The 12,884-nt window shown below is 65.3% G+C and carries 11 protein-coding genes; 4 read left to right on the forward strand and 7 right to left on the reverse strand.

Annotated features, from left to right (window positions below; all coding sequences use genetic code 11):
• Positions 1-2,069 (forward strand): glutamate synthase-related protein (locus tag AC1DVM_RS20040; RefSeq protein WP_477257356.1); only part of this gene is annotated, 2,069 nt, incomplete at its 5' end.
• 20 nt (positions 2,070-2,089) lie between these two features.
• Positions 2,090-3,511 (forward strand): glutamate synthase subunit beta, encoded by a 1,422-nt coding sequence (locus tag AC1DVM_RS20045; protein WP_477257358.1) that lies wholly within the window; start codon positions 2,090-2,092, stop codon positions 3,509-3,511.
• Positions 3,512-3,534: 23 nt separating this feature from the next.
• Here the strand turns inward: AC1DVM_RS20045 and AC1DVM_RS20050 are convergent, their stop codons facing one another.
• The 3 genes from AC1DVM_RS20050 to galE all read right to left on the reverse strand — a co-directional run bounded on the left by AC1DVM_RS20050 (position 3,535) and on the right by galE (position 7,127).
• Positions 3,535-4,779 (reverse strand): SGNH/GDSL hydrolase family protein, encoded by a 1,245-nt coding sequence (locus tag AC1DVM_RS20050; protein ID WP_477257360.1) that lies wholly within the window; start codon positions 4,777-4,779, stop codon positions 3,535-3,537.
• Between the two features lie 55 nt (positions 4,780-4,834).
• Positions 4,835-6,055 (reverse strand): lytic murein transglycosylase, encoded by a 1,221-nt coding sequence (locus AC1DVM_RS20055; RefSeq protein WP_477257362.1) that lies wholly within the window; start codon positions 6,053-6,055, stop codon positions 4,835-4,837.
• An 82-nt stretch (positions 6,056-6,137) separates the two neighbouring features.
• On the reverse strand, positions 6,138-7,127 hold the full coding sequence (galE, locus tag AC1DVM_RS20060) for a UDP-glucose 4-epimerase GalE (protein WP_477257364.1): 990 nt from the start codon (positions 7,125-7,127) through the stop codon (positions 6,138-6,140).
• A 210-nt stretch (positions 7,128-7,337) separates the two neighbouring features.
• Here galE and AC1DVM_RS20065 point away from each other — a divergent pair, with 210 nt between their 5' ends.
• Both AC1DVM_RS20065 and AC1DVM_RS20070 read left to right on the forward strand, forming a co-directional pair.
• Positions 7,338-8,204, forward strand: a complete 867-nt coding sequence (locus AC1DVM_RS20065; protein WP_477257366.1) for a UTP--glucose-1-phosphate uridylyltransferase — start codon at positions 7,338-7,340, stop codon at positions 8,202-8,204.
• A gap of 55 nt (positions 8,205-8,259) precedes the next feature.
• Positions 8,260-9,258, forward strand: coding sequence for a KpsF/GutQ family sugar-phosphate isomerase (locus tag AC1DVM_RS20070; RefSeq protein WP_477257367.1), 999 nt, complete (start codon positions 8,260-8,262; stop codon positions 9,256-9,258).
• A 2-nt stretch (positions 9,259-9,260) separates the two neighbouring features.
• On the opposite strand, the gene AC1DVM_RS20075 is transcribed toward AC1DVM_RS20070, so the two are convergent.
• The 4 genes from AC1DVM_RS20075 to AC1DVM_RS20090 all read right to left on the reverse strand — a co-directional run.
• A complete protein-coding gene (locus tag AC1DVM_RS20075; RefSeq protein WP_477257368.1) occupies positions 9,261-9,710 on the reverse strand; it encodes an NfeD family protein in 450 nt (149 codons plus the stop codon).
• Positions 9,707-10,696, reverse strand: a complete 990-nt coding sequence (locus AC1DVM_RS20080) for an SPFH domain-containing protein (protein ID WP_477257370.1) — start codon at positions 10,694-10,696, stop codon at positions 9,707-9,709. The genes AC1DVM_RS20075 and AC1DVM_RS20080 overlap by 4 nt, the downstream gene beginning before the upstream one ends.
• A 61-nt stretch (positions 10,697-10,757) precedes the next feature.
• Positions 10,758-11,819, reverse strand: coding sequence for a ferrochelatase (hemH, locus tag AC1DVM_RS20085; RefSeq protein WP_477257372.1), 1,062 nt, complete (start codon positions 11,817-11,819; stop codon positions 10,758-10,760).
• Positions 11,820-11,935: 116 nt separating this feature from the next.
• Positions 11,936-12,884, reverse strand: a 949-nt coding sequence (locus AC1DVM_RS20090) for an HWE histidine kinase domain-containing protein (RefSeq protein WP_477257374.1), incomplete at its 5' end; no start/stop codon positions are given.

The raw sequence follows: 12,884 nt of genomic DNA on the forward strand, positions 1-12,884 counted from the left end.
TCCGCGGCCTGTTCAAGATCAAGCTCGCGGACGAATCCGGACGCGCGCCCGTGCCGCTCGAATCCGTCGAGCCCGCCAAGGAGATCGTGAAGCGCTTCGCCACCGGCGCCATGTCGTTCGGCTCGATCTCCCGCGAGGCGCACGAGACGCTGGCGCTTGCCATGAACTCCATCGGCGGCAAGTCGAACACCGGCGAGGGCGGCGAGGAGCCGGATCGTTTCCGTGTGCTCAGCGACGGGCGTTCCAAGCGCTCCGCCATCAAGCAGGTGGCGTCGGGGCGCTTCGGAGTCACCACCGAATATCTCGTCAATTCCGACATGATGCAGATCAAGGTCGCGCAGGGCGCCAAGCCCGGCGAAGGCGGACAATTGCCCGGCCACAAGGTGGACGCGAAGATCGCGCGCGTCCGTCACTCGACGCCGGGTGTCGGCCWGATTTCRCCGCCGCCGCATCACGACATCTATTCGATCGAGGATCTGGCGCAACTCATCTTCGACCTCAAGAACGTCAACCCCGCCGCCGCCGTCTCCGTGAAGCTGGTGTCGGAAGTAGGCGTCGGCACGGTTGCGGCCGGCGTCGCGAAGGCGCGCGCCGATCACATCACCATCTCGGGCTTCGAGGGAGGCACCGGTGCGTCTCCCCTCACCTCTCTCAAGCACGCGGGATCGCCGTGGGAGCTCGGCCTCGCCGAGACGCAGCAGACGTTGGTGCTGAACCGACTGCGCGGGCGTGTCGCGATCCAGGCCGATGGCGGCCTGCGCACCGGTCGCGACGTGGTGATCGCCGCCCTGCTCGGGGCCGACGAGTTCGGATTCTCGACCGCGCCGCTCATCGCCGCCGGCTGCATCATGATGCGCAAGTGCCACCTCAACACCTGCCCGGTGGGCGTCGCCACCCAGGATCCGGTGCTGCGCAAGCGCTTCAAGGGCTTGCCCGAACACATCGTCAACTACTTCTTCTTCGTCGCCGAGGAAGTGCGCGAGCTGATGGCCGCCATGGGCTTCGCCACGCTGGACGAGATGGTGGGTCAATCCGACCTTCTCGACAAGAACGAGGCGATCCACCACTGGAAGGCCAAGGGGCTCGATTTCTCGCGCATCTTCCACAAGCCCGATGCCGGACCGCAGGTGGCGATCCGCCATAGCGAGGCGCAGGTGCACCCCATCGCCACCGTGCTCGACCGCGAGCTGATCGCAAAGGCGCAGGGCGCGCTGGAGAACGGCGAGACGGTCGTCATCGACGCCAAGGTTCGCAGCTCCGACCGCACGATCGGCGCGATGCTGTCGGGCGAAGTGGCGAAGCGCTACGGCCACGAGGGCCTGCCCGACGACACCATCACGGTGAACCTCGAAGGCACGGCCGGCCAGAGCTTCGGTGCCTGGCTCGCGGCGGGCGTCACGCTGTCGCTGACCGGCGAGGCCAACGACTATGTGGGCAAGGGCCTGTCGGGCGGAAAGCTGATCATCTCGCCGTCGACGAAGAGCAAGGCGGTGCCCGAGCGCTCCATCGTCGTCGGCAACACGGTGATGTACGGCGCGATCGCCGGGGAGGCCTATTTCCGCGGCGTCGCGGGCGAGCGTTTCGCCGTGCGCAATTCCGGCGCCATCGCGGTGGTCGAGGGCACCGGCGACCATGGCTGCGAATACATGACGGGCGGCCTCGTCGTGGTGCTGGGCCAGACCGGCCGCAACTTCGCGGCGGGCATGTCGGGCGGCATCGCATATGTGCTCGACGAGGACGGCAGCTTTGCGAAGCGCTGCAATCTCTCGATGGTGGATCTCGAACCCGTCGAGGAAGAAGAAGAGCTGATGCGGCGCATTCACCATCATGGCGGCGATCTCGAAACCAAGGGTCGCATCGACATCCTGGGCAACATGTCGGGCTCCGATGAGGAACGCCTGATGCAGCTCATCTCGAACCACGCCACCTATACGGGGTCGGGACGGGCGAAGCACATCCTCGAGGCTTGGGCGACGTATCGTACGAAATTCGTCAAGGTCATGCCGGTGGAATACCGCAAGGCCCTGCAGGAAATGGATCGGCTGCGCAGTCTGCAGGCGGCGGAATAAGGACGAAGGGGCAGAGATCCATGGGCAAGGTCACGGGCTTTCTCGAATACGACCGGCAGGAGCAGAAATATCAGCTCGCCGGCGAACGCATCCGCCACTTCCGCGAATTCACGCTGCCGCTCGATGACGGCGACCTGAAGAAACAGGCGGCGCGCTGCATGGATTGCGGCATTCCCTTCTGCCACGGGCCGACGGGGTGTCCCGTGCACAACCAAATTCCGGACTGGAACGAACTCGTTTTCCAGAACGACTGGGAGGAGGCGGCTCGCAACCTGCATTCCACCAACAACTTCCCGGAATTCACGGGCCGCATTTGCCCCGCGCCCTGCGAGGAGGCCTGCACGCTCAATCTCGAGAACCAGCCCGTCACCATCAAGACCATCGAGCAGGCCATCGCCGACAAGGCCTGGGAGATGGGCTGGATCAAGCCCGAGATAGCGACGGCGTCCACAGGCAAGCGCATCGCCGTCATCGGCTCGGGTCCGGCCGGCCTTGCCGCCGCACAGCAGCTCGCGCGCGCCGGTCATGAGGTGCATGTGTACGAGCGGGAAGCGAAGCCCGGCGGGTTGCTGCGCTACGGCATTCCCGACTTCAAGATGGAAAAGCACCACATCGACCGCCGCGTGAAGCAGATGGAAGCCGAGGGCGTCGTATTCCATTGCGGCGTCAATGTCGGCGTAACGAAAACCTTCGCGTCATTGCACAACGAATTCGATTCCGTGCTGTTCGCAGCCGGCGCGGAAGATCCGCGCGATCCCAAACTGCCGGGCCAGGATCTGGCAGGCGTGCATTTCGCCATGCCGTTTCTCACCCAGTCCAACAAACGGGTGAACGGCGAGAGCATCGAGGACGAGGCCGTGGTTGCGGCGGGCAAGCACGTCGTGGTGATCGGCGGCGGCGACACCGCCTCCGACTGCGTCGGCACCTCGTTTCGCCAGGGCGCTTTGTCCGTCACCCAACTGGACATTCGCCCGCGCCCGCCGGAACGCGAGGACAAGCTTACGGTCTGGCCCTATTGGCCGACGAAGATGCGCACCTCGTCGAGCCAGGCGGAAGGCGCCGACCGCGAGTTTCAGGCCGCGACCCTCGGGATCGAAGGCAAGAAGGGCCGCGTGACGGGCGTGAAATGCGCGCGCGTGGACGAAAAGCGCCAGCCCATTCCGGGCAGCGAATTCATTCTGAGGGCCGACCTGGTATTTCTCGCCATCGGCTTCGCGGGCACCGTCAGATCCGGGCTTCTGGATGAGGCGGCCGTTGAACTCGATCGACGCGGGAACGTGCTGGCGAACGACATCGATTACCGCACATCGGGTGACAAGGTCTTCGTCGCGGGCGACATGCGGCGCGGCCAATCCCTCGTCGTATGGGCCATTCGCGAGGGCCGTCAAGCGGCGCACGCCATCGACACGTTCCTGATGGGTGAAAGCGATCTGCCCCGGTAATTGAGCGGGGTTTCAAAAAACGCCTAGGAGCGCGGCCAGCGGAAATCGTCGGCGCGGCCGGGACGCGGCGACGGCGCGATGCCGTCCCGCAAGGCGCGGCGGACGCCGTAGGCCTGATCGTTTGTCAGTTTGGGCGGTGCCGCCACAAGCGTTCCGCCCGGCGTGACCACAGCCTGATTGAGCGGCAGAACCGGGCCGATCAAYGGTTTTACGGGCAGCGATACCGGCGCCACCTCGTCGGGAAGGGTCGGCAGCGACGATTCGAGGGGCACCGGTGCCGCGGGCCCATCCGCCGGCGGCACCGCCACGATGGCGGTGGCGGGCTGGTCCGATTCGATCAGGCGTTTGATGGCCGCGTCCGCAAAGTGCGCGATCTTGCGCGAACCGGCCTTGGTGAAGAAAGCCCCGTCATTGGTCCGCAGCTTGGCGGGCTGACCGTCCACGTCAGGGCCGGTCATGGTGTAGCGGTTGTCCTCGTCGACGAAGCCAGGCCACACATCCACATAGGTGCCGCCGTTGCGCCTGACGCTTTCCTGGTAGATCTCGTTCATCGCCAGATAATCTTCCGACACCTCGCCCTTGCGCGCCGGCGGGAGGCCGATCCAGACGACCGGCAGTTTTCGGTCGTTGAACGCCCTCATCGCCGCATCGACCCGCGCCCGATAGGCTTCGCGCCACGGATCGGTGAGGGGCTCGAAGGTGGCCGCATCCTGCTTCAGAGGCTCGCGATCCTGTAACCCGAGCATCACCACCGCGACGGTGATCTTCTTGCCCGTGCCCACGGCCTCGTCGATGGCCTTGGCCCAGTCGGCACCTCCCATGCCGATCAAACCACCGTTCTCCTTCGCCTTGCGGAGCACGAGAACGTCCTCCGAATCGGCAAAGAGATCGCCGATCCCCTGCCCGGCGAATTCCGCCAAGGCATCACCGAAGACGATGACCTGGGTGGTGGGGTCGGCCTTGGGTTTTTCACGGCGGACCACCATCGGCGCGCGTGGAGGGGCGCGCCTCGGGCGGACGATCTGGGGCTGGACGAGGGGCGGCGGCTCCTGCACGCCGAACAGGCGGCGGAGGCTGAAGCCAGGTTGCGCCGGCTGCACCAATTTGCCCGGATAATAACCTGGCGGATAGGCGCGCGGATCGCGCCGCTGCTGCGGATAGGGGGAGTTGGCGGGGTAGCCGTAATATTGCGCATAGAGCGGCAGGCCGCTGCCGAGCAGCAGCGGGACGGCCATCAAGACGATGCGCACAAACGACCAGAGACGCATGGGTGGTTCCGTTCTCCCGTAGCCCGCCCGACTATAGCGCCTTGCCGGGGCTCCGTCAGCGGGCTGCGCGCAACTCCCGCAGGGCCGCCACGTCGGCGTAACCATCCGGGATCAAACCGCGCCGCACCTGGAAGTTCCGCAGGGCGTCGCGGGTCTTGGAGCCGAGCTTGCCATCGGCGTCGCCGGTATAGAGCCCGAGCCCCGCGAGATGCTTCTGCAACTCCTCGCGCTGGTCCTTGTCGAGCACCGGCTCATTCTTGGGCCATGCACCTGCGATGGCCRGTCCCCCGACGAGGCGGTCGCCCAGATGGGCGACGCCCATCGCATAGGCATCCGACGAATTGTAGCTCTTGATCACGTCGTAATTGTCGGTGACGAGAAACGCCGGACCACGGGCGCCTCCCGGCAGAAAAAGCGACGCCTCGCCCGTGCGCGGAATGGCTTTGCCGTCAACCCGCGTGAGGCCGGTCGACGCCCACCGGGCGAGCGGCTGGCGATGCTGCCGGAAATCGAAGCCGCGGGGAAGCGTCACCTCGAAACCCCACGGGAGACCAGGCTTCCAGCCATTCTCGCGCAGGTAATGGGCGGTCGAGGCGAGGGCGTCGGGCACCGAGGACCAGATGTCGCGTACCCCGTCGCGGTTCCCGTCGACCGCATATTTCATGAAACTCGACGGCATGAACTGGGTCTGCCCCATGGCGCCCGCCCAGGAACCCACCATCTTGTCGCGGTCGATATGCTCCGCCTCGAGAATCTGGAGGGCTGTCAACAGTTCCTCCTTGAAGAACTCGCCGCGATAGCCCGTATAGGCCAGCGTCGACAGCGCCCGGACGACATAGATCGAGCCGGTGAAGCCCCCGAAATTGGTCTCCATGCCCCAGACGCCGAGAACGACCTCCCTTGGGACCCCATAGGTCCGCTCGACGGCCGCCAGCGTCTGCGACCATTCGCCCGCCATCTTGCGGCCGCGCGTGAGACGATCGGTTGAAATCGCGCCGTTGATGTAGTCCCAGATGGGACGCACGAATTCCGATTGCTTGCGCGTCAGCGCGATGATCTTGGCGTCAGGCTCGACCCCGCGGAACGCCTCGTCGAAGGTGGCGCGAGAGACGCCGCGGGCCCGGGCGGCGGGCCAGAGATTCTGCACAAAACCGCGGAAGGAGGCCTGCTGGTCGTCCTGCGCCTGCGAGGGCGCCGCGCCGAATCCGCCCAGAAGACCAAGGCCGAGGATCCCCATCCGGCCCCATCGGCCCGCCGTTCGAATCAGCTCTCTCATGAATTTCGCTCCCCGTCAGGCAGGCTTCTGCGTCCCGCCATAGCGACATTAGGCAGGTTAAGAACCGGTTGAAAGAGGCGTATTATGTGGCCTTCCGCTCCGCCAGTAGCCTCTCCCAACGGAGAGCCTGAGAGACGATTTCCTCGAGATCGTCGAAATGCGGGGTCCATCCGAGTGCCCGCAACCGGTCCACCCTGGCCACGAGATGCGCCGGATCGCCGCCCCGGCGGGGGCCCAGCCTGACCTCGAAATCCACCCCCGACACCTTCTTCACCACATCCACCACCTCCTTCACCGAGGCGCCATGGCCGTAGCCGCAATTCATGATCACGCTCTCGCCGCCGCCCCGCAGATGCTCGAGGGCAACGAGATGGGCCCGCGCCACGTCCGTGACCTGGACGTAGTCCCGGATGCAGGTCCCATCCGGCGTATCGTAATCGGTGCCGAAGATGTCGAGATGGGGCCGAAGGCCCAGAGCCGCCTGCGCCGCCACCTTGATGATGTGGGTTGCCTGCGGGGAGGATTGCCCGGCCCGGCCCTTGGGGTCGGCGCCCGCGACGTTGAAGTAACGCAGGATGCCGTAGCGCAACCCGTGCGCGAGGCGGGTGTCCTCCAGCATCCATTCGGTGGTGACCTTGGTCCGGCCATAGGGGTTGATGGGGGCCGTCGGCAGGTCCTCCGACAAGGTGTCGGCCTCGACATTGCCGTAGACGGAGGCGGTCGACGAGAAGATGAAATCCCGTACCCCGCCCTTCACCGCCGCGGCGATGAGAACACGGGATTTGACCGTGTTGTTGAGATAATAGGCCAGCGGGTCGGCCACCGATTCGGGCACCACCGCCTTGGCGGCGAAATGGAGGATGCCATCGATCTTGTGCCGGGCGATCAGCCGGTCGAGCAGCTTCTCATCGCCCACGTCCCCCGTGACGAGCGTCACGTTTTCCTTCGGCACCGCCCAGGAAAACCCGGTGGAGAGATCGTCCAGCACCACCACCGACTCGCCTGCATCCACGAGTTCGAGGACCATGTGGCTGCCGATATAGCCGGCACCTCCCGTGACCAAAACCGGCATCCCCGTATCTCCTTCAGTCTCTTGGTGTTTCTTTGTCAGAGGTTAACCACAATGCTTCATGCCCGATACAGGTTCGCTGCCCGACAGTTCGGGGGCACCCACATGAAACTTGCGGGGTTGCCGCCGCGTTACCCGCCGAGCGAAACTTGACACCGCGACGACACCCGCCTTCCGTGTCCCTCCGTCACTTCCTGCCAACGTGGTCTTTCAATGAAGCGCATCCGCAAAGCCGTCCTCCCCGTCGCCGGTCTCGGCACCCGTTTCCTGCCGGCCACCAAGGCGGTGCCGAAGGAGATGATGTGCGTCGTCGACCGCCCTGTGGTGCAGCATGTGGTGGACGAGGCGCGCGCGGCTGGAATCGAGCAGTTCATTTTCGTCACGGGCCGCAACAAGGCCGTGATCGAGGATCATTTCGACATCGCGTACGAATTGAACCGAACCCTCGCCGAGCGCGGCAAGACCAAGGAACTGGGAGCCCTCGCCCGCGACCAGCCGAAGGCAGGCGAGACGAGCTTCACGCGCCAACAGGAGCCGCTCGGTCTCGGTCATGCGGTATGGTGCGCCCGCGAATTGGTGGGCGACGAGCCCTTCGCCGTCATCCTGCCCGACATGCTGAGCCGGGGATCGATGGAGCAGATGATCGCCGCCTACGACAAGCATGGCGGCAATATCATCGCGGTCGAGGAGGTGCCGGCCGATCAGACGCACCAATACGGCATCGTATCGGTAGGCCAGCAATTCGACCGCACGTTCGAAATCACCGGGATGGTCGAGAAGCCGCCCCAAGGCACCGCCCCATCGAACTTCATCATTTCGGGCCGCTACATCCTGCAGCCGCAGGTTTTCGACCTTCTGTCGAACCAGCAGCGCGGCGCCGGCAACGAAATCCAGCTCACCGACTCGATGATCCGGCTCATGAAGGATCAACCGTTCTTCGGCATGAAATACGAGGGGCGGACTTACGATACGGGCTCCAAGATCGGCTTTCTCATGGCCAATGTGGCCTATGCGCTCGAGCGGGACGATCTCGGACCGGATTTCCGCAAGGAACTTGAAACCTTCCTGCGCCAGAAATAGGCCCTCGGCCGGGGAGGGTTTCGTGAACCTGCCCCTCCGTGCTAGAGGGCCCGCCATGGCAAGTCTGAAACCCGCCGCCGCCCCGTCGCCCGAACAGGCCGTCTCCTCGGCCCTCCGCACGCTCGCCACCGAGCGCGACGGGCTGAGCGCGCTGATGGACGCGATCGGCAACGGCCTCGGGCCGTTCTTCACCGCGGCCGTGGAGACGATCGCGGCCTCATCCGGCCGGGTGATCGTCAGCGGCATGGGAAAATCCGGCCATGTGGCGCGCAAGATCGTTGCCACGCTCGCCTCCACCGGTACGCCGTCCCATTACGTCCATCCCGCAGAGGCCAGCCACGGCGACCTCGGCATGATCCAGCCCGAGGACGTGATCATCGCCCTGTCCTGGTCGGGCGAGACGAGCGAGCTCGCCGACCTGATCGCTTATTCCAAGCGCTTTCGCGTGCCGCTGATTGCCCTGACGTCCAACGCCTCATCGACACTGGGGCATGCCGCAACGGTGTGTCTGGCCCTGCCGAAGGCCGACGAGGCCTGCCCCAACGGCCTTGCGCCCACGACCTCCACCACCATGCAATTGGCTTTGGGCGACGCGCTCGCCATCGCGCTTCTGGAAAAGCGGGGCTTCACGGCGGAGCATTTCCGCGTTTTCCACCCGGGCGGCAAGCTCGGCGCGCGGCTCAAGCTCGTGCGCGACGTCATGCACAAGAACGAGCGCCTTCCCATCGTCGGCATCGATGCCTTGATGAACGAGGCGATCGAGGAAATCGGCCGCAAGGGCTTCGGTTCGGTCATCGTGGTGAATCCCGAAGGCACGCTCGCCGGCATCGTCACGGACGGCGACCTGCGCCGCAACCTGAAGCCCGATCTCGGTTCGATTCCCGTGGCGGCGATCATGAGCCGCAGCCCGCGCACCATCGCTCCCGACGACCTTCTGGCGACCGCGCTCGAAATTCAGGAAACCTCGAAGATCACGGCGCTGATCGTGGTGGAAGATGGCCGCCCGGTGGGGCTGGTGCATTACCTCGATCTGCTGCGCGTCGGGGCCGCCTGAGGTCACGCGTCTTCGACCACCAGGGTGGTGCCATCGACGCGGACCACCCGCACCTGCGCGCCTGCCGGCCGCTCCGGCCCGGTCACCCGCCACGAACTGTCATCGACGCGGATGCGGCCCGCGCCCTCGACGATGGGCGTCTCGAGCGCAAACACCCGGCCAACGAGCGCGTCCCCCCGGCGGTTGAGCGAGGCCGCGTTGGTGTCGTGCTGCGCGCCGGGCCGCGCCAGGGTCCGACCAAAGACCACCGCGGCGACAGCCAGAACGGCGAAGACGATGGCGGCGAGCTGCCAGGACAGGTCGAACGCGGCATCGATCAATCCGGTCGCCACAGCCGCGAGGCCGAGCCAGATGAAGAATACGCCCGGCGCCAGAAGCTCGATCCCGATGAGCGCGACCCCGAGGATGATCCARGCCCAGGGACCGAGGCTGGCGACGACGCCCGCGATCATGACCGGCCGCCCTGCCCGCCCACCGGCGGCACGGCACTCCGGGCCGGCCGGGTGCTCGCCCCGCCTTCGCCGAACACGGCCTTGGTGAGTTCGCCGATACCGCCGAGCGAGCCTGCGAGCGCTGCCGCCTCGATGGGAACGAAGATCACCTTCTGGTTCGGAGCCGTCGCCATGGCCCGCAGCGCGTCGATGTATTTCTCCGCCACGATGAAGTTCGCCGCCGAGAGGTCGCCGCTGGAGATCGCCTCGCTCACCATCGAGGTCGCCTTGGCCTCGGCCTCCGCCTGGCGCTCGCGCGCCTCGGCGTCGCGGAAGGCTGCTTCCTTGCGACCCTCGGCGGAGAGGATCTGCGATTGCTTGTCACCTTCCGCGCGCAGGATCTCGGCCTGCCGCAACCCTTCGGCCTCGAGTATGGCGGCGCGCTTTTCGCGCTCGGCCTTCATCTGACGGGCCATGGCGCCGGCAAGATCGGCCGGCGGGAGAATGTCCTTGATCTCCACGCGCGTTACCTTGGCGCCCCAGGGGGAGGCCGCCGCATCGAGAACGCGCAGCAGCCGCTCGTTGATCTCGTCGCGATGCGACAGCAACTGGTCGAGATCCATCGAGCCGACGACGGTGCGGATATTGGTCATGGTGAGGACGAGGAGCGCCTGGTTGAGATTCGCGACCTCGTAGGAAGCCCGCGACGCATCGAGGATCTGATAGAAGGCGGCAGCATCGATGGTGACGCCCGCGTTATCCTTGGTGAAGGCCTCCTGGCTCGGAACGTCGAGCACCTGCTCCATGACGTTCACCCGCTTGCCGATCTTTTCCACATACGGAACGATGAGCCCCAGGCCGGGGCCGAGCGTGCGGGAATAGCGCCCGAAGCGTTCGACCGTATAGGCAAAGCCCTGCGGCACGGTGCGGACGCCCATGGCGATCGTGAGCACGATCACCAGCACGAACGCCACGACGAAGATGTCGAAACCCATCAGATTCGGCATGAGATCTCCTTGCGACAAGCGGTCGCGCGGCTAGAGGCATATCCGAAAGGCGGAGACCCGCCTAGATCCAGCCTTGCAGTTCACGTTCCGCGACGTGACGGATCACACGCATGCCCTGCTCGCTGTCGTTCAGGCAGGGCAGATAGGCGAATTGCTCGCCGCCGTGATGCATGAAGATCTCGCGGTTTTCCACGTCGAGTTCCTCCAGCGTTTCCAGGCAATCGGCCGTAAATCCCGGCGCCACGACGGCCATGCGCTTGATCCCGCTCTCGGCCAAGGCCTCGACGGTCTTGTCCGTGTAGGGCTGCAGCCACTCGTCGGGCCCGAAGCGCGATTGAAAGCTCATGCGGAACCGGTCTGGCGGCAATCCGAAGGCCTCGCGCATCAGTCGCCACGTCTTGACGCATTGGCAATGATAGGGATCGCCCTTCAGCAGATATTCCTTCGGCACCCCGTGGAACGACACGAGAATGACCTCGGGCTCGAAGTCGAGCTTCGCGAGGTCGCGCTTCATGGAGGTCACGAGCGCATCGATATAAACCGGGTCGTCATGATACGGCGGAGACACCCGCAGGGTCGGCTGCCAGCGCATGTCCATCAGGGCCCGAAAAGCCTGATCGCACACGGTAGCCGAGGTCGCGGCGGCGTATTGCGGGTAGAGCGGCAACAGCAGGATGCGGTCGCAACCCTGATCGAGCAGCGCATGGATGCGCTCGCGCATCTCGGGCTTGCCGTACCGCATCGCCCAATCGACCGTCACCTTGTCGCCGGCGACCTTCTGGAGGTGCGCCGCCAGATCTTCGGCTTGCGCACGCGTGATGGTCTTCAGCGGGCCCTCGTCACGCTCCTTGTTCCAGATCGACGCATAATCCCGCCCCTTGGGTCCCGGGCGCTTGGTAAGAATGATCAGGTTCAGGATCGGCCACCACAGCAGCCGGGACGTCTCGATGACGCGCCTGTCGGAGAGAAACTCCTTCAGGTAGCGGCGCATGGACCAGTAATCGGTCCCTTCGGGGGTCCCCAGATTCACCAGAAGAACGCCGACGCGACCCGTCTTCACGGTCGGGTGGTCCACCGGGCAGACACCTTGGCGCATGTCGCCCAGTTTGACGATCTCGTTCATCGACAATTCCTTCGGCCGCGAACCCGAACGGTCGCGCTTCTTTGATGACGGTCTAGATAGGGGATTGCGGCGGCAGAGAAAAGCGATGGCGTGTCGCGGCCGGAATCGCGCACCGCTCAGGCGACCGGATTGAGGAAGCCGCCCTGTTTCAGCACCATGTCGAGCGAGACGCGAAGGCCCTCCCTGTCGAAATCCATCGACACATGGGCGTTGAGCTGGGTGGTGAGCACACGGTGCAGAAGCCGGGAGCCGAAACCCTGCCGGGTCGGCGGGGATACCGGCGGTCCATTGCGCTCGGTCCAGACCAGTTTCAGACGAACGCTCTCGTCGACGGGCTCCGAGGTCCACCGGACCTCGACCCGCCCGCCCGCTCCGGACAGCGCGCCGTACTTCACCGCGTTGGTGGTCAGTTCGTGAATGGCCATGCCGATGGGGACGGCCGCTTCGGACGGCAATTCCACCATCGGGCCGTCGATGACGATCCGCGCGCCGCTGTCGTCGTAATAGGGCGACAGCTCCTTTTCGAGGATCTCTCGAAGGGACGCCGTTTGCCACACGGCTTCGGTGAGGAGTGAATGCGTGTTGGCGAGCGAGATGATACGGCCCACGAAGGCCTCGTAGAACTCATCGATCTTGGTGGTCGAGCGCGCGGTGGCGCCGACGACCGCCTGAACGGTCGCCAGCGTATTTTTTACCCGGTGGTGAAGTTCGCGGATGAGCAGGGATTGCTGCGCCTGCGACTGCTTGCGCTCCTCGATTTCGTATTGCGCCGCCTGGTAGAGGCGGCCGTTCTCGAGTGCGATCGCGGCTTGCGCCGCGAGGCCCTGCATCAGCCGCTCGCTGCGCTCGGTGAAAAGGTGGGACTTTTCGTGGCCGAAGACCAGGACACCGTCGATGTTGCCGGTCCGCGACATGACCGGGACCGCCATGTAGCTGCGGATCGGCGGCCGCGAGGGCTGCAGGGAGTGAAAGGGAGACGCCTGGCTATCGCTCGCCTCGCTCGGCAGATCGTTCGAACGGACGATTTTTCCGGTCGCGAGCGTCGGGGAGAAGACGCTCGTATCC

The organism is Microvirga sp. P4_A5 (genome assembly GCF_056402495.1).

Excerpts from the sequence above, each read along its gene's own strand:
- AC1DVM_RS20045 (WP_477257358.1), top strand. The coding sequence starts at position 2,090 with ATGGGCAAGGTCACGGGCTTTCTCGAATACGACCGGCAGGAGCAGAAA.
- galE (WP_477257364.1), bottom strand. The coding sequence starts at position 7,127 with ATGCCGGTTTTGGTCACGGGAGGTGCCGGCTATATCGGCAGCCACATG.
- AC1DVM_RS20065 (WP_477257366.1), top strand. The coding sequence starts at position 7,338 with ATGAAGCGCATCCGCAAAGCCGTCCTCCCCGTCGCCGGTCTCGGCACC.
- AC1DVM_RS20070 (WP_477257367.1), top strand. The coding sequence starts at position 8,260 with ATGGCAAGTCTGAAACCCGCCGCCGCCCCGTCGCCCGAACAGGCCGTC.
- AC1DVM_RS20080 (WP_477257370.1), bottom strand. The coding sequence starts at position 10,696 with ATGCCGAATCTGATGGGTTTCGACATCTTCGTCGTGGCGTTCGTGCTG.
- hemH (WP_477257372.1), bottom strand. The coding sequence starts at position 11,819 with ATGAACGAGATCGTCAAACTGGGCGACATGCGCCAAGGTGTCTGCCCG.